This is a genomic window from Paraburkholderia sp. J63, from assembly GCF_905220245.1.
GTDB lineage: Bacteria > Pseudomonadota > Gammaproteobacteria > Burkholderiales > Burkholderiaceae > Paraburkholderia.
Map to the genome: position 1 here is coordinate 89,423 of NZ_CAJMZF010000010.1, position 18,961 is coordinate 108,383.

Below are 18,961 nucleotides of genomic sequence, written 5' to 3' on the forward strand. Positions count from 1 at the left end.
TTAAACATGTATCGTGTTTGCATGTTTAACAAGGAGAAGCCGCAATGACTGCGCTCACCGCCGATCAGATCGCCCGCGTCAAAGCCACCGCACCCGTTTTCGCCGAACACGGCGCCACCATCACGAAGCACTTCTACAAGCGGATGTTCAACGCGCATCCGGAACTGAAGAACATCTTCAACCAGACGCACCAGAAGAGCGGCAGCCAGCCCGAAACGCTCGCGCGCGCGGTCTACGCCTACGCGGCGAACATCGACAATCTCGGCGCGCTCGGCGGCGCGGTCTCGCACATCGCGAACAAGCATGCGAGCCTGAACATTCGTCCGGAGCACTATCCGATCGTCGGCCGCCATTTGCTGGGTGCGGTCGTGGACGTGCTCGGCGACGCCGTCGATCAGCCCACGCTCGACGCCTGGACGGTGGCTTACGAGCAGCTCGCGAACATCATGATCGGCACCGAGGCCAAGCTCTATGAAGCGGCGCCGTGGAGCGGCTTCCGTCCGTTCAAGGTGATGCGCAAGCACGTCGAAAGCGACGAGATCACCTCGTTCTACCTCGCGCCCTCGGATGGCGCGTCGGCGGGCGGCTTCGAGCCGGGCCAGTACGTGAGCGTGACGCGCTACGTCGACAAGCTCGGCGTCGACCAGCCGCGCCAGTACAGCCTCTCCGACGCCCCGCACGGCCGCTGGCTGCGCATCTCGGTCAAGCGCGAAGACGGTCGCGGCGAAGTGGAGCCGGGCCACGTCTCGAACCTGATGCATGCGGGCGTGGAAGAAGGCGCGGTCGTGCACGTGAGCGCGCCGATGGGCGAATTCAAGCTCGATCGCAAGAAGACCACGCCGGTCGTGCTGATGAGCGGCGGCGTGGGCATTACGCCGATGGCGTCGATGCTCGCCACGCTGCTGGCCGAGCACAGCGAGCGCCAGGTGACGTTCGTGCATGCCTGCCGTAACCGCAGCGTGCATGCTTTCGGCGAGTGGGTGCGCCGTAGCGCCGCCGAGCATCCGAACGTGAACGTCGCGGTGTTCTACGAAGAGGTGGGCGCCGAAGACCGCGTGGGTTTCGATTACGACTTCGAAGGCCGCGTCGAGCTCGATCGTATCGCCGCCGACGCGATCCTGCCGGATGCCGACTACTACGTTTGCGGCCCGGTCGCGTTCATGCGCGCGCAGCGCGACGCGCTGATCGCTCGCGGTGTCGACGCATCGCGCATCCATACGGAGATCTTCGGCTCGGGCACGCTGTAACGCACCGCGCTGAAACGGCCTGAGCTTCACGCAGCGCGCGTTTGCGTGCGCCGCGCCGCGCAGGCCGCTCGCTCCCGCGCGTTACTCGCGCCTTACTCGTGCGACGCGCGCCGGTTCACCGCGCGATAACCGGAGGGCGAGATCGACAGGCGGCGCCGGAAGATCCGCGCGAGTTGCTCTCCGCGCGGCACGCCGCAGCGTTGCGCGATCTCGTCGATCGGCAGATTGGTTTGCGCGAGCAGCAGGCAACTCGCGTCGAGACGCGCACGCAGCAGATATTCGGAAGGCGTGAGGCCGGTCTGCGTCTTGAAGTGGCGCAGGAAGTTGCGCATGCTCATCTGCGCGACGCGCGCCGCATCGGCGACCGAGATCGGCTGGTGGTAGTTCTCGCGCAGCCAGTGCGCGGCCGAGCTGATCTTGCCGTTCGCGCTGTCCGATTCGCCGTCGTCGAGCATGGGGCCGAGGCGTTCCCACGCGCCGGGCATCGCGTCTTCGGACACCCGCTGCGCGAGCAGGACGCCCTGATTGCGCTTGACGACCTTGAGCGCGGCGACCAGCGCCTCGGGCGGCGTGGCCACCGAAGCGCTTGCACTATGCGCCTCGAGCGAGCGGCGCAGCCGCTGCGCCGGCGCTGCCGCGTTCAGGCTGGTGCGCAGGAACGACATGTCGGCGGCGGCCAGCACCGTGCGTCCCTCGCCGAGCGCGCGCATGATGCGCACCTTCGGCGCGAGCGCCTGCAGGCGCGCGAGCAAGCGCTCGTTGTCGCGCGCTTCGGTGGCGCCCGAGCCGCCCGCGATGAAGAGGGTGTCGAAGCCGCTGCGCAGCGGCCCATGCAGGCTCTCTGTCCAGACGCGCAGCCCGCAGTTGCTCGCGACGCTGCCGCCCGTGCCGGAGAGCATCGCGAGCGAATAGAACGGCAGCATGCCGCCGCACGCATCGTTAGCAAGACGAAATACATCGGCGAGCAGGCTCACGTCCCCGAGCGGGAAACCCTCGAAAACCAGGATGCCGATGCGCTTGCCCATGTGTGCCAGTTTGAAGTGAGTGCCGCGCGGCCGGAAAGCGGCTTGCCGGCAGATCACCCGATCGATGTGCATGGCCGGTCCCTCGCGCAGAAATGGATTCGCAGGAGTACGTTGCATTTTCGCGGGCGCGAGACGTGCCGCGCTTCGATGGCTCTCATGATAGGCGGCATGCCGTGGCCGCTGCGCCGCGCAGTCGGAAAACGCAGAGAAATTGGCAGAATGGCTCGATATGCGCCGGTTAAGCTGCGCCGGGGTGGCCGTTCCTGCTGCCGGCCATCTAGCGGAAATAAGCCTTCGTGTTCGGGTGCACGTCGTCGCGCGTGAGCAGTTCCTCGGGCGCGAGCCACGCATACTGGCTGTGCTGGTCGAAGCGCCCGACCGGCACGGTGCTGTCGAGCGTGAACGCATAGGCGAGCACCACGTAATGCGTGCCGATGCCGTTCTCCGCCGCGAAGTTGTCCGGATACAGATGCTCGTACACGCCGCCGAAGCGCGCCGCCGATCGCTGCATGCCCGCGATGCCGAGCTCGGTGTCGACGATGCGCGTGAACGCGGCGTCCAGACGCTCCTCCTTGCGGATGCGCCCGCCCGGCACGAACCACGTGCCGCGCGCGGGACGATTGCGCCGCTGGCCTACGAGGATGCGGCCGTCCGCGTCCGCGACGATCAGGTCGATCGCGACCAGCGGCGCGAGGCGCACCACATCGAGGAATTCGGTAGGCGACAGCATGAGCGGGCCTTCCGTTGGGTGGGGAAGACGCGGGGCGGCGCCCGCTCGCCTCGTGCGCGTGGCGCAGGGAAGCGACGGAGCAGGCAGCAGCACGGTCAACTGCAGTCAGTCTAGGCGGCTCGATATCGCCGCGCACTGTCGTTTGCCGCCGAAGTTTCGCCATCGAGGGCCAAGATGCGCGCTTTGCGGTCTCTTTCGCCACTTTCGCTTCATCCGCTTCATTCAAGTCGTTCGCGGCCTCAATGCGTGACGTAGCCCGCGGGCGTCGTCGCGTTCGCCTTGACGACGTCGGCGTTGCCGGACACCACGTAGATCGGCGACTCGGTCAAGCTGAGCGGCAGCAGCCCGTCCTCGTAGCGCATCGTCGAGACGTTGCCCATCATGTCGAACACGCTCACCTGGCCCGAGCGGCCGCGCGCATCCACCTGGAGCGTCCAGCGCGTTGCACGGGTCGAGTCGAAGCCGGCGCTCGCGCTCCAGTGCGCGTTGTCGTGGCTCCATAGCGCCGTGACCACCTTGCCGTCGGGCCGCGCGAACGCATAGGCGTAGACGCCCGCGGGCGTGCCGCGCAGCGGCCCGAGCGTGACGGTGCCGTCGATCAGGCGCGTCATGGCCGCCACCGCGAGCGCGGCCGGCTTGGGGCTGATGTTCGCCGCGCCATAGGCGCCCTGCGGATGATCGAGCTCGAAAAACACGCCGTAGCCCGGTGTGGTGTCGGGCATGTCGGCGCCGTAGAACACGAAGGTCACGTCGGCCCCTTCGCCCAGCATGATCAAATGCGTGCGCGCGACCACGGCGCCCTGGGCGTACAGCGTCTGCGCGTCGGGATAATGCGGGCCGTACTTCGCGCCGAGGTCGTAGCTGATGCCGGTCTCGGTCACGAAGAGCGGCGCGCCGGGCTTGAGCAAGTCGCGCATCGTGGCCCGCAGTGCGCGCATCGCGACGGGCAACGAGGGCGTGCTGCCCGCCGGGGCGTCGGCGAGCCGCTCGGGCGGATGCGAGGGGCTCGTGCCGAAGTCGTAATAGCCGTGGATCGTGAGGCCGTCGAGATAGCGCGTAATGCCAAGTTGTGCGAAATGTTTGAGCCACTTGGTGTTGTCGCTCACGCCGGAATAGGTGAGTCCCATCACGACCGCCGATGGATCGGTCGAGTGTATGCCTTGCCAGACGGAGGCATAGAGATCGACGAAATGGGCGTCGGTGTCTTTCCAGGGCAAGCCGCCATCCGGGTCGGGCTCCCACGTGACCTGATAGTAGTTGTGCGCCTGGCGCGGGAAGGTCTTCGCGCGCACGCGCGCGGACTCGGTGCCCACGCGCGCCATGTAGTCGCGCAATTGCGCCTCCGAGACGGGCGCATAGCTGTGGGTTTCCTGGCCGTTCGGGCTCGCCCACGCCGGAATGCCGTCGAGCAGGATCAGCCGCATGATGTTGCCGGGGCGAAATCCGCTGGCGAGCTCCGCGGTCGAGGGATCGAACGTACCCGGACCTTTCGGCTCCATGGTGTACCAGTTGCGGTTGTCGTTGGCCCACGCGAGGCCGAGGTCGGTATAGAGCGGACGAAAGCCGTCGCCGCCGCAGCAATGCTGGCCCGGCGCGATGTAGGCCGTGCCCTGGCCGCCGAAGCGGTGCAGATCCTCGCGCGCGAAGCGCGGCGCCGGCAGCGTGGCGAACACGTCGGGCAGCACGCCGAAGGTGGCGATGCCGGCCGGGCGCGTGCCGCGCTGAGGCAAGCCGGCGGACGGTTGCGAGGCGAGCGACGCGGAGAAGGCGAAGTAGCCGGCGAGCGGCATTGTGCAGACGAGCGCGGTGACGCGCGCGCCGGCGGCAACGGGGAAGGTGCCGCTCGCCTGGGCGCGGCCCCACGTGTCGGCAATCTGCCATTGCACCGTGTCGTCGCGCGCGGCGCGCGTGACCACCTCGATGCGCACGCTCTTGCCGTGTGCAAAGAGCCGCGTGCCGTCGCTGCCGGGCGTGTCCGCCGAGATCGGTTCGTCGCCCGCGGGCGACGCGATGCTGCCGGCGGCGCGGCGGCAGACCGGGGCGTCGGCGGCGCGGCACGCTTGCGTGGCGAGCAGGGCGCCGAGTGCCAGCAGGAGCACGGCGGCGAACCTGAACGCGAGCGCCGAAGGCAACGCCGCCGCCCGGCGCGCGTGGGCCCGCGCGGCGAATGCCTCATCAGCGCTACGCGCGGCGCGCGCAGGCTTCGGAACGGACCCAACGGAGGAGCATGGCTTCATCGGCGAATTCCCCGGCAGCGTGGCAAGGCAAGCCTAGCCTAGCGGCGCTCGGCCTGCGCGCGCCGCCAGGGTCCAGGCTTTTCACGCAATTGTCCGTGCGCTACCGCACACAGCACGCGCGATCCGGTCGCGCACTGTCAAAACGGATATAAGCGCCCTCATTCATTATTTGTAATTGTGCAGTGCAACCAGATTTGAAACGCCTAATATCGTAAATGCGCGCGCCGATCTGGCGTTTAAAGCCTGTTTAATCCGTTTAAATCGGACGATTAAGCGCGTGCTCATTGCTTTCCCCCCTTTTTCCATCCTGCGCCTGCGCAAAGATCGGAAGACAATACCCGCTTTTGTCGTATCAATGGCCTCCCGACCGCCTTTTGTAAGGCGCGCGCGTCTGGCTCATTTCATCGAAGGAATTGACGTTTCAACGGCTTGTTTCCGGTGCAAGCCGTAAGGCGCATGCTTCAAAACGGGCCGCGACCGGACTAAATGCGCCAATGTCTCGCCAGTTTCGGTCAGTCGTCGTTGCGCTGATTTTTCTCTGCCTATGATGCACTGCACACGGAATGCTATTACCAGGACTTTTCGCTTTGGACGGGGAATGTTTGGAGGAAAAGCATGGCATACGCAAGTCTGGATTTGCCGCCGTTCGCTCATGCGCATCTGGTGACCTCGGGCATCAGTCGTGAGGTGCGCCACATCGCGATACTGCTATTCGATGGCTGCTCGCTGCTCGGCGCCGGCATCGTGGCGGAGGTCTTTCACGTCGCCAACGAACTGTCGTCGGACGCGTCACGCCGCTTGCCGTACGACGTAAGGATCCTCTCCTCCGACGGCGGCAACGTGACCTGCTCGTCGTCGGTACGGGTCTGGACCGACGGGCTCGATGCGCACCACTATGTGGGCTTCGACGCGCTCTTCGTCGCGGGCGGCAAGGGGGCTTACGCGGCCGCCAACGACGAGCGCCTGATCGCCTGGCTGCGCCACGTGCACGCGAATACGGGCACGATCCGCCCGATCGGCGAAGGGCGCTCGCTGCTCGAAGCGGCGAGCTTGTGCAGCCAGCGCGAGTTCGGCTCGTACCCGGTGCACGGCCTGCATGACGAACCCGGCGGCGACGCCGGCGACCGGCTCGAGTCGATGAAGAGCGCGCTCACGCTCGTCAAGCGCGATCTGGGCGTGGACGTCGCGCGCGCGGTGACCGACCGTCTGATGCCCGACTCGGGCAGCAACCTCACGCCGTTCCTCGGCGATGCCCTTGGCAGCGCGCCCGCCGACAAGGTGCGAACGGCAGCGCGCTGGCTCCAGGAGAACTGCCAGCGCGCGATCTCGATCGCCGACGCGGCGCAGGTCGCCGCGATGAGCGAACGCAATTTCCTGCGCCGCTTCAAGCTGGAGATGGGCATCACGCCATCGGACTATCTGCTGCATGCGCGCCTTGCGATCACCTGCAGTCTGCTGACCGATTCGGAGTTGCCGGTCGACAAGATCGCGCGCCGCACCGGCATGGGCAATGGCGATCGCCTCGCCAAGATTTTCCGCAAGCGCATGATGATCTCGCCCTCCGAGTATCGCGAGCAAAGCCGCCGCGAAGCGGGAGGCTGAGCGCTTAGCAGCGGCTTCCTGGCGGTTTCCGGATCGTGTGCAGCGCGACGATGCGGCCCTGTCCAATACACAGGAGTCCGAACATGAAGGAAAGATCAGGGGTAGAGCAAGCGGCGCTCCCGGAAGCGGTCGCGCCAGATGCGGATGCACCAAACGGGCAGCCAGGCGATGCGCTTGCGTGCACACGCATCGTGCCGGTGGTGCTCGCGGGCGGATCGGGCACGCGCCTGTGGCCGATGTCGCGCGAGCATTTTCCGAAGCAGCTGATCGGGGTGGTCGGCAGCGATACGCTGCTGCAGGCCACCGTGCGCCGGCTCGACGGTTTTCCGCCGGGCTGGCAGGTCGCGAGCGCGCCGATCGTGGTGTGCGGCGAGCCTCACCGCTTCGTGATCGCCGAGCAACTGCACGCGTGCGGCGTGGACGCACGGCTCGTGATAGAGCCCGCACGCCGCGATACCGCGCCCGCGCTCACGCTCGGCGCGGCGCTCGCGAGCGCGAACGGCGACGACGCGATCCTCGTCGTGATGCCATCGGACCACGCGATCACCGACGTGGCTGCCTTGCAGCGCGCGCTCGCCTGTGCCGCGCGCCACGCGCAGAGCGGCGCGATCGTCACGCTCGGCGTGCCGCCGCGCTCGCCCGAGACGGGCTTCGGCTATATCCGCGTTGGCGCGGCGCTCGAAGACGGCGCGTACCGCATCGACGGCTTCGTCGAAAAGCCCGCGCCCGAACTCGCCGCGCAATACGTCGCGCAAGGCGGCTATTGGTGGAACAGCGGCATCTTCGTGATGCGCGCGAGCGTCTGGCTCGATGCGCTGCGCGCGCTGCAGCCCGACATGCACGCGGCCTGCCTCGCGGCCTTCGTCGACGGGCAGATGGACGGCGCGGTGTTTCGTCCGGCCGAGGCGGCGTTCGCGCGCACGCCCGCCGACTCGATCGACTACGCGGTGATGGAGCGGCTTTCCAGCAGCAGCGGCTGGACGCCCGAAGGCGTGGTGGTCGCGCTCGACGCGGGCTGGTCCGACCTCGGCTCGTGGGACGCCGTGTGGGCCGCGATGGAAAAGGACGAAGCCGGCAACGCGGGGCGCGGGCGCGTGGTGTTCGAAGGCGCCGTCGCGAGCTATGCGCATTCCGAAGGCCGTCTCGTCGCCTGCGTGGGCACCTCGAATCTCGTCGTGGTCGAGACCGCCGACGCCGTGCTGGTCGTCGACCGCTCGAAGGTCCAGGACGTGAAGGGGCTGGTCGCGCGCATCAAGGCGCAGCACGCGCCCGAGGCCGACGCGCACCGCAAGGTGCAGCGCCCGTGGGGGTTCTACGACTCGATCGATCATGGCGAACGCTTTCAGGTCAAGCGCATTGTCGTGACGCCCGGCGCGCGGCTCTCGCTGCAACTGCATCACCATCGTGCGGAGCATTGGACCATCGTGCGCGGCACCGCGCTCGTCACACGTGGTGAGGAATCCTTTCTGTTGAGCGAGAACGAGTCGACCTATATCCCGCTTGGCGTGCGCCATCGGCTCGAAAACCCCGGCAAGCTGCCGCTCGAGATCATCGAGGTGCAATCGGGCGCGTATCTGGGCGAGGACGATATCGTCCGCTTCGACGATACCTACGGCCGCTGCAGTTGAGCGGCCCGGCGCGAGCGGCAAGGTGACTGACATGCGTGAGCTTCAAAACCTCATGGCGAGGATGCTGGACGTGATCGCGGTGGTGCTCGGCGCGAGCGTGGCCTCGCAGATCCGCTTCGACGACATCGCGCCGCGCGGCATGAACGAGGCGTTCGTGCTGCTCGCGGCCGCGTTCGCACTCGCGATCTTTCCGGCGTTCGAGCTCTATCAGTCGTGGCGCGGCCGCTCCAAGGCGCTGCTGGCGGGCGAGGTGTCGCTCGCGTGGCTCGTGGTGCAGGGCTGCGCGCTGATTGCCATGTACTCGATGGTGCATCACGTGGACGCGGTTTCGCGGCTCTGGTTCGCGTACTGGACCGCGGTGTCGGGCGCGCTGCTGATTGCGTGGCGCATCGGCGCGCATGGCGTGCTCGCGCACGTGCGGCGAGCGGGGCACAACCTCCATCAGGTCGCGATCGCCGGATCGGCCACGCAGTGCGACGAGATCGCGCGGCGCATCGATGCCGAGCCGGGCTCGGGTTTTCGCGCCACCGCGCTCTACAACACGATGCCGCAGATACGGCCCGTGAACGGCGGCCACGCCACGCTTTGCGACACCATCGAGGCGTTCGCGCAATACATCCGCGAGCATGACGTGCATGAGCTCTGGCTCGCGCTCTCGCTGGCCGAGGAGCGCACCGTGGTGCGGCTCGTCACCGAATTCCGCAACGATCTCGTGAACATCCGCTTCATTCCCGACGTGCGCTCGCTCGCGCTCTTTGAAACCAGCAGTGTGATCGAGCTGCTCGGCGTGCCGGCGATCAATCTGGTGGCCTCGCCGCTGTCCGCGGGCGCGCAGTTCAAGAAGGCGCTGTTCGACCGGCTGTTCGCGAGCGCGGCGCTCATCGGCCTGATGCCGCTTTTGATCGGCATCGCCATCGCCGTGAAGCTCTCGTCGCCGGGGCCGGTCTTCTTCAGGCAGCGCCGCAAGGGCGCCGATGGCCGCGTGTTCACGATCTACAAATTCCGCACGATGCGCGTGCATAGCGAAGCGCCGGGCACGGTGAGCCAGGCCACGCGCGGCGACCCGCGCGTGACGCGGCTGGGCGCGTTCCTGCGCCGCACGAGTCTCGACGAGCTGCCGCAGTTCTACAACGTGCTGCGCGGCGACATGTCGGTGGTCGGCCCGCGCCCGCACGCGCTCGAGCACGACGACCTCTACCAGCGCGTGGTGACGGGGTATATCCACCGCTACCGCATCAAGCCGGGCATCACGGGCTGGGCGCAGGTCAACGGCTTTCGCGGCGAGACCGATCGCCTCGAAAAAATGGAGCTGCGCGTGGCGCACGATCTGTACTACCTCGGCCATTGGTCGTTCTGGCTCGACATGCGCATCATCGCGGCCACGATCGTTCACGGGCTGACCAGTCCCAACGCTTACTGAGAACGCAGATTCCGCGCGAGCGTCACGAGTTTCACCCGCTGTACCAGGTTCAGGAGATCGACGATGGCGATGAACTATGAAGGCGGCTATGCCGCGGTGAGCGCCGACGAGCGGTATCTGGGCGACTATCTGCAAACGATCGCTTCGAGCTGGCGCGTCATCGCGCTCGTGACGCTCGTCCTCACGCTGCTCGGCGCCGCGTATGCCTTCCTCGCCCGGCCGGTCTATCGTGCCGACGTGCTGTTCCATATGGTCGACAAGACCGACAGCAGCAAGAAGGACGCTAGCCTGCCGCCGCTCACCGGCATGTTCGACACGAAGACGTCCGCCAACGGCGAGATCGAGATGCTGAAATCGCGCATCGTCACCCAGGAGACGGTGCACCGCCTGCATCTGGACATCGCGGCGCACCCGCGCGAGCTGCCGGTCATCGGCGATCTTTTCTCGGGGCTTGTGAACGGCAGCTGGGGCGTGAAGCTGCCGTCGTTCATGAAGCCGTCCGGCTATGCCTGGGGCCGCGGCGACATCGCCGTGTCGCGCTTCGATACGCCGGATGCGCTCTACGACCAGAACTTCACGCTGATCGCGGGCGAGGACGGCACCTTCGTGCTGCGCGACCCCGACGGCGTCGCGCTGCTCCAGGGCAGCGTGGGCGAGGACGTGTCGGCCAACACGGTCGACGGTCCGATCAACCTGCGCGTGGATCGTCTCACCGGGCCGCCCGATACGCCGTTCGTGCTCTCGCGCGCCTCGACGCTGACCACGGTCGAGCGCCTGCAGCGCGCGCTCGACGTGTCCGAAGTCGGCCTGCAGTCGGGCGTGATTCGCGCGAGCCTCGAAGGGCACGACAGCCAGCTCACCGCGGCGATCCTCAACAACATGGCGCGCGAATTCATCGCGCAGGACGTGGAAAGCCGGTCCGCCGAAGCGGAGCACATGCTCGGGTTCCTGGACGAGCAACTGCCGCAACTGCGTGCGCAGCTCGACGCGGCCGAGCAGCGCTACAACAAGTTCCGCAACGAGCACGGCACGGTCGACCTCGGTGAGGAAAGCCGGCTGCTGCTGCAACAGGTCGTCGACAACAAGACGCGCCTCGAAGATCTGCAGCAGCAACGCGCGGAACTGGCGCAGCGCTTCACCGAGCATCACCCCGCGGTCGCCGCGCTCGACGCGCAGATCGCGACGCTGCAGCGCGCGCAAGGGGCGCTGACACGCAACGTCGCCGCGCTGCCCGACACCGAGCAGACCGCGGTGCGGCTGCTGCGCGAGGTGCAAGTGGACACCCAGCTTTACACCAACCTCCTGAACAGCGCGCAGGAGCTGCGCGTCGCGAAGGCGGGCCAGGTCGGCGACGTGCGGGTGGTCGATTACGCGGAGGCGCCCAACGACCCGGTGCGGCCCAAGCGCCTGCTCGTGATCGTGCTGTCGATGGCCGGCGGGATCGTGCTGGGCATCCTGATTGCCTTCGTGCGCAAGTCGCTGTACGGCGGCGTCGAGCGTCCCGACGAGCTCGAGGCCGCGCTCGGCGTGCCGGTGTTCGCGGTGGTGCCGCGCAGCGCGCAGCAGTTGCGGCTGCAGCACCACGTGTCGCTGCGCCGGCGCGGGCTGCACGTGCTCGCGCAGCAAGCGCCGCAGGACGTCGCGGTCGAGGGCGTGCGCAGCCTGCGCACCTCGCTGCAGCTCTCGCTCAACGAGGCGCGCAACAACATCGTGATGTTGACCGGCTCGCGGCCCGACGTCGGCAAATCGTTCCTCTCCGTGAATCTCGCGGCGCTGGTCGCGTCGGTGAACAAGCGCGTGCTGATCGTCGACGGCGACATGCGGCGCGGCGACGTCCACTCGCACTTCGGCATTGCGCATCAGCCGGGGCTTTCCGACGTGCTGCTCGGCGCCGACCCGAACTCGGCGATCCAGCGCGAGGTGCTGCCGGGCCTCGACGTGCTCGCCAAGGGCTCGCTCCATGCGCATCCGTCCGAGTTGCTGATGAGCGCGCGCTTCGAGACGCTGCTCGAAGAATTAAGGACGAAGTACGACCTCGTGATCGTCGATACGCCGCCCGTGCTCGCGGTGACCGACTCGACCGTGATCGGGCGCTACGCGGGCACTTCGCTGCTGGCGATCCGCCACGGCCGCCATCCGCTTTCCGAGCTCGAGGAAACCGTGAAGCGCCTGCGCAACGGCGGCGTGAACCTGTGCGGCGTGCTGCTCACCGACGTGCCGAAGACGGGCGCGTTCGGCGGCGGCTATCGCGGCGGCTACTACGGATACGAAAGCATTGCAGGTTGAGCAGGACGTCCGCGCCGGGCCGGCGCCGCGCGGACGGCGGAACCATGGAATCCAATTCGCTCACGTGAGGAGAGAACGATGGCTCGCAAGGTTGCGTTGATTACCGGCATCACCGGTCAGGACGGGTCGTATCTGGCGGAACTGCTCTTGAACAAGGGCTACGAGGTGCATGGCATCAAGCGGCGCTCGTCGCTGTTCAACACGGACCGGATCGATCACCTGTATCGCGACGTGCACGATCCGGAGCCCGGCATCCAGCTCCATCATGGCGAGCTGACCGACTCCACGGCGTTGCTGCGCGTGATCCAGCGCGTCGCGCCCGACGAGATCTACAACCTCGCCGCGCAGAGCCATGTGGCGGTGTCGTTCGAGGAGCCCGAGTACACCGCGAATGCGGACGGCCTCGGCACGCTGCGCATCCTGGAGGCAATCCGCATTCTCGGTCTCGCGGGCAAGACGCGCTTCTATCAGGCGTCCACCTCGGAGCTTTACGGGCTCGTCCAGGAGGTGCCGCAGCGCGAGAGCACGCCGTTCTATCCGCGCAGCCCCTACGCGGTCGCCAAGCTGTTCGCGTACTGGACCACGGTCAACTACCGCGAGGCGCACGGCATCTACGCATGCAACGGGATCCTGTTCAACCACGAGTCGCCGCAGCGCGGCGAGACCTTCGTGACGCGCAAGATCACGCGCGCGATCGCGCGCATCGCGGTGGGCCTGCAGAAGGAGCTGTACCTGGGCAATCTTGGCGCGCTGCGCGACTGGGGCCACGCCCGCGATTACGTCGACATGCAGTGGCGCATGCTCCAGCAGGCAGAGCCCGAAGACTTCGTGATCGCGACGGGCGTGCAGTACAGCGTGCGCGATTTCGTGCGCGCGGCGGCGGCCGAGCTGGGCATCGTCGTGCGCTTCGAGGGCGCCGGCGTCGACGAGGTCGGCGTCGTCGAGCAGGTCGAGGGGCGCGAGACGCGGCTCGCGGCGGGCGACGTGATCGTGCGCGTCGATCCGCGCTACTTCCGGCCGACCGAGGTCGAGACGCTGCTCGGCGACGCTTCGAAGGCCCAGCAAAAACTGGGCTGGAAGCCGGTCACGACATTCGAATCGCTCGTCAAGGAAATGGTGCGCGCGGACTTCCAGATTGCCCGGCGCGACGCGCTCGTCACGCTGGCCGGCTTCAAGGCTCTCGAACATCACGAGTGACGCACATGGACACGAACTCCCGGATTTTCGTCGCGGGCCACCGCGGCATGGTGGGATCGGCGCTGGTGCGCGCCTTGCAGGCGCGCGGCTACCGCAACCTCGTCACGCGCACGCACGAGGCGCTGGACTTGACGGATCAGTCCGCGGTCGACGCGTTTTTCGACGGCGAGCATATCGATGCGGTGCTGCTCGCGGCCGCGCGCGTCGGCGGCATTCTCGCGAACGCGACGCAGCCCGCGCAGTTCGCGTACGACAATCTCGCGATCGAGACCAACGTGATCCGCGCGGCCTGGCACGCGGGCGTCGAGCGGCTGGTGTTCTTCGGCTCCTCGTGCATCTATCCGCGCGAATGCCCGCAGCCGATCAGCGAGACCTACCTGCTGAGCGCGCCGCTCGAGCCGACCAACGAGGCCTATGCGATCGCGAAAATCGCGGGCCTCAAGCTCTGCGAGGCCTATAACCGCCAGTACGGCACGCACTTCGTCTCGCTGATGCCGACCAATCTGTATGGCCCCAACGACAACTACGACCTCGGCAGCAGCCACGTGCTGCCGGCACTGATTCGCAAGGCGCACGAGGCGCGCACGAACGGCGCGCGCTCGCTGACCGTGTGGGGCTCGGGCACGCCGCGCCGCGAGTTCCTGCATGTCGACGACCTTGCCGATGCGACGCTCTTCGTGCTCGAGCACGAGACAGGCGACGGCGTATACAACGTGGGCGTCGGCGAGGATCTGTCGATTCGCGATCTCGCGCAGCGCGTGTGCGACGTGGTCGGCTTCGCGGGCGAGCTCGTGTTCGACGCCACCAAGCCCGACGGCACGCCGCGCAAGCTGCTCGACGTGTCGCGGCTCGGCGGTCTGGGCTGGCATGCGCATATCGGCCTCGACGAGGGGCTCGCGCGCACCTATGGCGACTTTCTTCAGGCGCATGCGGCGCCGGCCTGCGAGGCCGAGATGCGTGCGTGAAGCGCGTGTCTGAAGCGCGTTCCTGAGGCACGCTCCTGAAGCGTGTGTCTGAGCGTGCCTGCGCGCGTCCGAGGCGTGCCGCGAATTTTCCTGGTTTTTGCCTGGTTTTTGCCTGGTTTTTGCCTCCTGGTTTTTTGCCTTTGTGTTGGCGGCGGGCGTCATGTGCGGACCGGCTAAATGGCGCCCGTTTTTTTGTTCGGCTCCGGCCCTGCGCCGGACGAAACGAAGCAGCAAGGCGACGCGATGAGAATCCTGATCTACGGATTGAACTACGCGCCCGAGGTGACGGGCGTCGGCAAGTACACGACCGAGATGGCGGAGCTGCTCGCGGCACGAGGACACGAGGTGCGCGTGGTGAGCGCCCAGCCGTACTACCCGCAATGGCGCGTGCACGACGGCTATCGCGCGTGGCGCTACCGGCGCGAGACGTGGCGCGGCGTGCCGCTCTGGCGCGCGCCGCTGTGGGTGCCCGCGCGGCCGGGCGGCCTCAAGCGCATCGTGCATCTGGCGAGCTTCGCGCTATCGTCGCTGCCGCTGCTCGTGCGCCAGGCGCCGTGGCGGCCGCAGGTCCTGATGCTGATCGCGCCGACGCTGGCATGCGCGCCGGGGGCGCTGGCCATCGCGCGGCTCACCGGCGCGCGCGCCTGGCTCCATATTCAGGACTTCGAAGTGGACGCCGCGTTCGATCTGGGACTGCTGCAGGGCGGCGGCGCCTCACGTATCGCACGCGCCGCGCGCGCCGTCGAACGCGCGCTGCTGCGCGGCTTCGATGGCGTGTCGTCGATTTCGGCGCGCATGGTCGAGCGCGTGATCGACAAGGGCGTCGACGCGTCGCGCGCCCTGTGCCTGCCGAACTGGGTCGACACCAGCGCGATCTTTCCGCTGCCGCAGCCGCACGCATACCGCCGGCGGCTCGACATCGCGGCGGACAGCATCGTCGTGCTGTACGCGGGGAGCATGGGCGCGAAGCAGGGCATCGAGATACTCGCGGACGTCGCGACGGCGCTCGCAGGCCGCAGTGACATCCGCTTCGTGTTCTGCGGCGATGGCGCGGCCCGACGCGAGCTGATGACGCGCTGCGCGCCGCTGCCGAACTGCCACGTGCTGCCGGTGCAGCCGGCCGAATTACTCAACGAATTGCTGAACCTTGCCGATATCCACGTGCTGCCGCAGCGCAACGACGCGGCCGATCTCGTGATGCCCTCGAAGCTGACTGGCATGCTCGCGAGCGGGCGCGCGGTCGTCGCCATGGCGCGGCCCGGCACGAGCCTGTTCGACGTGGTGTCGGAGACCGGCGTCGTGGTGCCGCCCGAGGATCGCGATGCGCTCGCGGCCGCGATCGTCGCGCTCGCGGGCGACCCGCAGCGGCGCGCGGCGCTCGGTCAGGCCGCGCGCCAGTACGCGCAGCGGATGCTGTCGCCGCATGCGATTTTCGCCGCGCTCGATGCGCGGCTTGCCGTGCTCGCGGGCGGCGCGCCTGGGGATGGCGCGCAGCCTGCCGTCGCGGATACAGCGGCTCCGGCGGTCGCGAGTGGATCGACGCTGCCGGCGCAGGCCGACCGGTCCGACGTGTGAGCGCGTGACGCGTGCGGGGCTGGGCGGACCCTGCCGGAATCACCAGGGCGAGCGGTACAGCTTCTCCGCGGCCTCGCGTTGCGACGTGTACGGATTGCCATAGATCGGCGCGGTCGGCGACGTCGTGCTCGCGCCATAGTCGTAAGCGGCCCATGCGCCGCTACCGGTCGTCGGGTCGTCCGCTGGGTCGTATTTCCCCGCTGTCGCGCGTCCGGGGCGCTGCCGGATCCGGTCCGTGCCGCCGCGTGTGTCGTTTCGGCCGCCCGCGCTCGTGGCGGCGGCCACGCCGCTCGCTGCGTAGAAGTTCGATGGCGTGACGATCCGCATGCGCGCCTCGCTCGTCAGCTCGTTTGCCTGCGCGGCCGGCGAGGCGCCGTCGCTGCTGTAGGCGTCGCTCTGGTAGGGGTTGCCCGCCGAACTCGGGCCGCCGAGCATGCGCTCTTCGTCGGCGCGCGCCCGGCGGGCGGCGGCGGACAGATCGTCGCCGTGCTGGCCGTTTGCCGAAGCCGGCGATGGCTGGGCCCCGGCCGTGGCGGGCTGCTGCGCATGCGTGATGCACGGCCACGCGATGCACATGACGCACACGGCCTGGAGCGCGGCGGCGAGCACGTAGGGCGCGGCGCGGGCGGGCCGCAACGGATGAAAGCGCGTAGACATGATGGGCTGTCCTGCGCCGCGAAAGGCGCGGCGCCATGCCTGCATGGTGCGCGGGCTGCGTGGCGCGGGCGCGCCAAAACCCCTGCTGTGTCGGCCACGCTCGCGAGGCGCCTGGATGGCCGCCCGATAATGATCGGAGAACGAACAAAAGCCGGCCCGTATGGGCAAGGAGCGCTCATGACGCAAGCGATCGAAGGTATCGAGGGCATCGGCATCGGCGGTTTGACGGATGGTGCTGCGATGGCATCACCGGAGACGTCGCCCTCGGATGCAGCGGAAGCAGCGGCGCACGCGCCCCAAAGTGCCCACGCGCCGGTTCGCGTGATCGACCTGAGCCGCGCGGGCAAGGGTAACTACATCGCGCGTCGTGGGCGCTTCGTCCAGGCGGCGTGGTACGTCGCCGAGACCTGCATGCTCGATAACCGCTTGCTGCCGTTCTCGGCGCTGCGCGTCGCGTTGCTGCGGCTGTTTGGCGCGAAGATCGGGCGCGGCTGCCGCCTCGTGCATCCGCTGCGCGTGAAGGCGCCGTGGAATCTCGAACTGGGCGAGAACTGCTGGATCGGCGTCGATGTGTGGATCTACAACCAGGCGCCCATACGCATCGGCTCGAACGTGTGTCTTTCGCAGGGCGCGTTTCTCAGCGCGGGCTCGCACGAGATGCGCACGAACATGGACCTGCGCGTCGCGCCGATCGTGATCGAGGACGGCGTGTGGATCTCATCGAAATGCGTCGTGCAGATGGGCGTGACGATCGGGCGCTCGGCCGTCGTCACGCCGTTGTCGGTCGTGCATCGCTCGCTCGAGGCAGGAGGCATGTACGGCGGCAATCCGTGCCGCTTCATCCGCTGGCGTTTCGAGGAGCACTGATCCTCGCGCGAGGGCGCGGCCCTTCCTTTCGTGAGCCGCCGTTGCGACGTGAGCAGGCCATCAGGCCCGCTCACGCACCGCTTATGCCCCGGCTCTCGCTCACTAGCCGTTAGTACCCGGCTCCGACGTACCGGCCCGCCGACGCTGCCTGCGTGCTCGGCAGGATCAGGTTGACCACGCGGCTCCACTTCACGAGCGCCGATGCATCGACGAACACGACGTCGTTCGGCTTCAGCTCGAACTCGTCGGCGGTGGCCATTGCTTCCGGCGTCGACGCGTCGAGGTGGAACACCGTGCGGTTGCCTTCCTTCTGACCGCGCACCACATAGACCTGCGAAGCGTCGCCCGATCCCTGGCTGATGCCGCCCGCGTCGCCGAGCGCGTCGTTCAGCGAGAGGCGGCCATTGTCGAACGGCAGGGGGCCCGGGTGCCCGACTTCGCCCAGCACGTACACGCGGCTTTCATTCGACGAATACACGCGCACGAGGTCGCCGTTCTGCAACAGGATGTTGTCCGGGTTCACGCCTTTCTTGATCATGTCGGGAATGTCCACCATGGTCGTTTCCTTGCCGCGCGTCACGCTAACCCGCGAACGGTCGCCCGCCGCCGTGAAGCCGCCCGCGCGGTTGATCGCCTCAGGCAGCGACATCGTCATGTCGTTGAGCACCATCAGCCCGGGCGTGCGCACTTCGCCGTCCACATAGACACGCCGGCTGCGGTATGCCTCGATACGCAGCGTCACCTGCGGCTTGTTCAGGTAGTAGGCGAGCTTGTTCGCCACGAGGTCGCGCGCCTGCAACTCGGTCAGCCCGGCCACGTGGATCGTGCCCACATAGGCGACCTGGATCGAGCCCGTCGAGTCGACGGTATAGCCCGACACGACCTGGCTCGTGCTCTGATCCTGGGGGCCGCCGTTGGCCGACGACGTGGTCGGCAGGTTCATCTCGGGGTGGTCCCACACGACGATGCTGAGCACGTCGCCGGGCCCGAGCGTATAGGGCTTGGGCGTGCCGAACAGCTTTTCGACGTCGTTCGGGATTGTCGTCGGTCTCGCCGCCGCCTGCTTCGCGACCAGTTCGTTGTTGATCTCGACGAGCGCGCCCGTCGGCGGTTGATCGTCCTTGCCCGAGCCGGTGCGCGCCGCTTCGGTCGCGGCCTTCGCCTGCGTGACGCTCGAAGGCGCGGTCATGCCCGGCGACAGACCGCAGCCCGCGACCAGGGCCGTGAACGTCACTGCGGTCACCGTGGCCGCCATTGCCGCCCATGCGCGGCCCGCCAGTGCTTTGCGAAGGCGGCCAGCGCGATCGCACGAGAGGGCCTCGCGCACGCGCGCTGTTGCGGTTCCGTCGGCGGCCTCCGCGCTCGTAAATTCAGGTGTGCTGTCTTGTAACATAGCCTTGCCCCCTCACTATCAGGATTCGCACATCGCTACGAAAGTGCAACGCCCGCTCATCGTTTGACTGTTTTTGCCGGTTCAGCTGCGTTGCTTCGTCACCCCTGCCAATCCCTACCCATGCCTGCCAGT

Annotated in this window: 14 protein-coding genes; 9 read left to right on the forward strand and 5 right to left on the reverse strand. The window is 67.7% G+C overall.

What is annotated here, in order from left to right; all coding sequences use genetic code 11:
- The first annotated feature begins 44 nt into the window (after window positions 1–44).
- Complete coding sequence (hmpA, locus tag U5775_RS13460; protein ID WP_322058621.1) at window positions 45–1,247, forward strand: NO-inducible flavohemoprotein; 1,203 nt, start codon at window positions 45–47, stop codon at window positions 1,245–1,247.
- Between the two features lie 92 nt (window positions 1,248–1,339).
- Here the strand turns inward: hmpA and U5775_RS13465 are convergent, their stop codons facing one another.
- From U5775_RS13465 to U5775_RS13475, 3 genes are all read right to left on the reverse strand, one after another.
- Window positions 1,340–2,344 carry a GlxA family transcriptional regulator gene (locus U5775_RS13465; protein WP_322058622.1) on the reverse strand — a complete coding sequence of 335 codons (1,005 nt, stop codon included), beginning with the start codon at window positions 2,342–2,344 and terminating at the stop codon, window positions 1,340–1,342.
- Window positions 2,345–2,549: 205 nt separating this feature from the next.
- Window positions 2,550–3,002 carry a GDP-mannose mannosyl hydrolase gene (locus U5775_RS13470; protein WP_322058623.1) on the reverse strand — a complete coding sequence of 151 codons (453 nt, stop codon included), beginning with the start codon at window positions 3,000–3,002 and terminating at the stop codon, window positions 2,550–2,552.
- Window positions 3,003–3,241: 239 nt separating this feature from the next.
- Window positions 3,242–5,239, reverse strand: coding sequence for a hypothetical protein (locus tag U5775_RS13475; protein ID WP_322058624.1), 1,998 nt, complete (start codon window positions 5,237–5,239; stop codon window positions 3,242–3,244).
- Window positions 5,240–5,854: 615 nt separating this feature from the next.
- Between U5775_RS13475 and U5775_RS13480 the strand changes: the two genes are divergently transcribed.
- From U5775_RS13480 to U5775_RS13510, 7 genes are all read left to right on the forward strand, one after another.
- On the forward strand, window positions 5,855–6,841 hold the full coding sequence (locus U5775_RS13480; protein WP_322058625.1) for a GlxA family transcriptional regulator: 987 nt from the start codon (window positions 5,855–5,857) through the stop codon (window positions 6,839–6,841).
- Between the two features lie 83 nt (window positions 6,842–6,924).
- Window positions 6,925–8,469 carry a mannose-1-phosphate guanylyltransferase/mannose-6-phosphate isomerase gene (locus tag U5775_RS13485; protein ID WP_322058626.1) on the forward strand — a complete coding sequence of 515 codons (1,545 nt, stop codon included), beginning with the start codon at window positions 6,925–6,927 and terminating at the stop codon, window positions 8,467–8,469.
- A 31-nt stretch (window positions 8,470–8,500) separates the two neighbouring features.
- On the forward strand, window positions 8,501–9,889 hold the full coding sequence (locus U5775_RS13490) for an undecaprenyl-phosphate glucose phosphotransferase (protein WP_322058627.1): 1,389 nt from the start codon (window positions 8,501–8,503) through the stop codon (window positions 9,887–9,889).
- 63 nt (window positions 9,890–9,952) lie between these two features.
- Window positions 9,953–12,175 (forward strand): polysaccharide biosynthesis tyrosine autokinase, encoded by a 2,223-nt coding sequence (locus U5775_RS13495; RefSeq protein WP_322058628.1) that lies wholly within the window; start codon window positions 9,953–9,955, stop codon window positions 12,173–12,175.
- A 78-nt stretch (window positions 12,176–12,253) separates the two neighbouring features.
- Window positions 12,254–13,372 (forward strand): GDP-mannose 4,6-dehydratase, encoded by a 1,119-nt coding sequence (gene gmd / locus U5775_RS13500; protein WP_322058629.1) that lies wholly within the window; start codon window positions 12,254–12,256, stop codon window positions 13,370–13,372.
- Between the two features lie 5 nt (window positions 13,373–13,377).
- Window positions 13,378–14,337 (forward strand): GDP-L-fucose synthase, encoded by a 960-nt coding sequence (locus tag U5775_RS13505; RefSeq protein WP_322058630.1) that lies wholly within the window; start codon window positions 13,378–13,380, stop codon window positions 14,335–14,337.
- A gap of 243 nt (window positions 14,338–14,580) precedes the next feature.
- Window positions 14,581–15,912, forward strand: coding sequence for a glycosyltransferase WbuB (locus U5775_RS13510; RefSeq protein WP_322058631.1), 1,332 nt, complete (start codon window positions 14,581–14,583; stop codon window positions 15,910–15,912).
- Window positions 15,913–15,951: 39 nt separating this feature from the next.
- On the opposite strand, the gene U5775_RS13515 is transcribed toward U5775_RS13510, so the two are convergent.
- Window positions 15,952–16,569 (reverse strand): hypothetical protein, encoded by a 618-nt coding sequence (locus U5775_RS13515; protein ID WP_322058632.1) that lies wholly within the window; start codon window positions 16,567–16,569, stop codon window positions 15,952–15,954.
- Window positions 16,570–16,809: 240 nt separating this feature from the next.
- Here U5775_RS13515 and U5775_RS13520 point away from each other — a divergent pair, with 240 nt between their 5' ends.
- Window positions 16,810–17,436 carry a DapH/DapD/GlmU-related protein gene (locus U5775_RS13520; RefSeq protein WP_322058726.1) on the forward strand — a complete coding sequence of 209 codons (627 nt, stop codon included), beginning with the start codon at window positions 16,810–16,812 and terminating at the stop codon, window positions 17,434–17,436.
- Between the two features lie 109 nt (window positions 17,437–17,545).
- On the opposite strand, the gene U5775_RS13525 is transcribed toward U5775_RS13520, so the two are convergent.
- On the reverse strand, window positions 17,546–18,679 hold the full coding sequence (locus tag U5775_RS13525) for a polysaccharide biosynthesis/export family protein (RefSeq protein ID WP_322058633.1): 1,134 nt from the start codon (window positions 18,677–18,679) through the stop codon (window positions 17,546–17,548).
- Window positions 18,680–18,961 lie beyond the last annotated feature (282 nt).

What these genes read in the sequence shown, in the direction of transcription:
- hmpA (WP_322058621.1), top strand. Translation starts at nt 45, where the DNA reads ATGACTGCGCTCACCGCCGATCAGATCGCCCGCGTCAAAGCCACCGCA.
- U5775_RS13465 (WP_322058622.1), bottom strand. Translation starts at nt 2,344, where the DNA reads ATGCACATCGATCGGGTGATCTGCCGGCAAGCCGCTTTCCGGCCGCGC.
- U5775_RS13470 (WP_322058623.1), bottom strand. Translation starts at nt 3,002, where the DNA reads ATGCTGTCGCCTACCGAATTCCTCGATGTGGTGCGCCTCGCGCCGCTG.
- U5775_RS13475 (WP_322058624.1), bottom strand. Translation starts at nt 5,239, where the DNA reads ATGAAGCCATGCTCCTCCGTTGGGTCCGTTCCGAAGCCTGCGCGCGCC.
- U5775_RS13480 (WP_322058625.1), top strand. Translation starts at nt 5,855, where the DNA reads ATGGCATACGCAAGTCTGGATTTGCCGCCGTTCGCTCATGCGCATCTG.
- U5775_RS13485 (WP_322058626.1), top strand. Translation starts at nt 6,925, where the DNA reads ATGAAGGAAAGATCAGGGGTAGAGCAAGCGGCGCTCCCGGAAGCGGTC.
- U5775_RS13490 (WP_322058627.1), top strand. Translation starts at nt 8,501, where the DNA reads ATGCGTGAGCTTCAAAACCTCATGGCGAGGATGCTGGACGTGATCGCG.
- U5775_RS13495 (WP_322058628.1), top strand. Translation starts at nt 9,953, where the DNA reads ATGGCGATGAACTATGAAGGCGGCTATGCCGCGGTGAGCGCCGACGAG.
- gmd (WP_322058629.1), top strand. Translation starts at nt 12,254, where the DNA reads ATGGCTCGCAAGGTTGCGTTGATTACCGGCATCACCGGTCAGGACGGG.
- U5775_RS13505 (WP_322058630.1), top strand. Translation starts at nt 13,378, where the DNA reads ATGGACACGAACTCCCGGATTTTCGTCGCGGGCCACCGCGGCATGGTG.
- U5775_RS13510 (WP_322058631.1), top strand. Translation starts at nt 14,581, where the DNA reads ATGAGAATCCTGATCTACGGATTGAACTACGCGCCCGAGGTGACGGGC.
- U5775_RS13515 (WP_322058632.1), bottom strand. Translation starts at nt 16,569, where the DNA reads ATGTCTACGCGCTTTCATCCGTTGCGGCCCGCCCGCGCCGCGCCCTAC.
- U5775_RS13520 (WP_322058726.1), top strand. Translation starts at nt 16,810, where the DNA reads ATGGCATCACCGGAGACGTCGCCCTCGGATGCAGCGGAAGCAGCGGCG.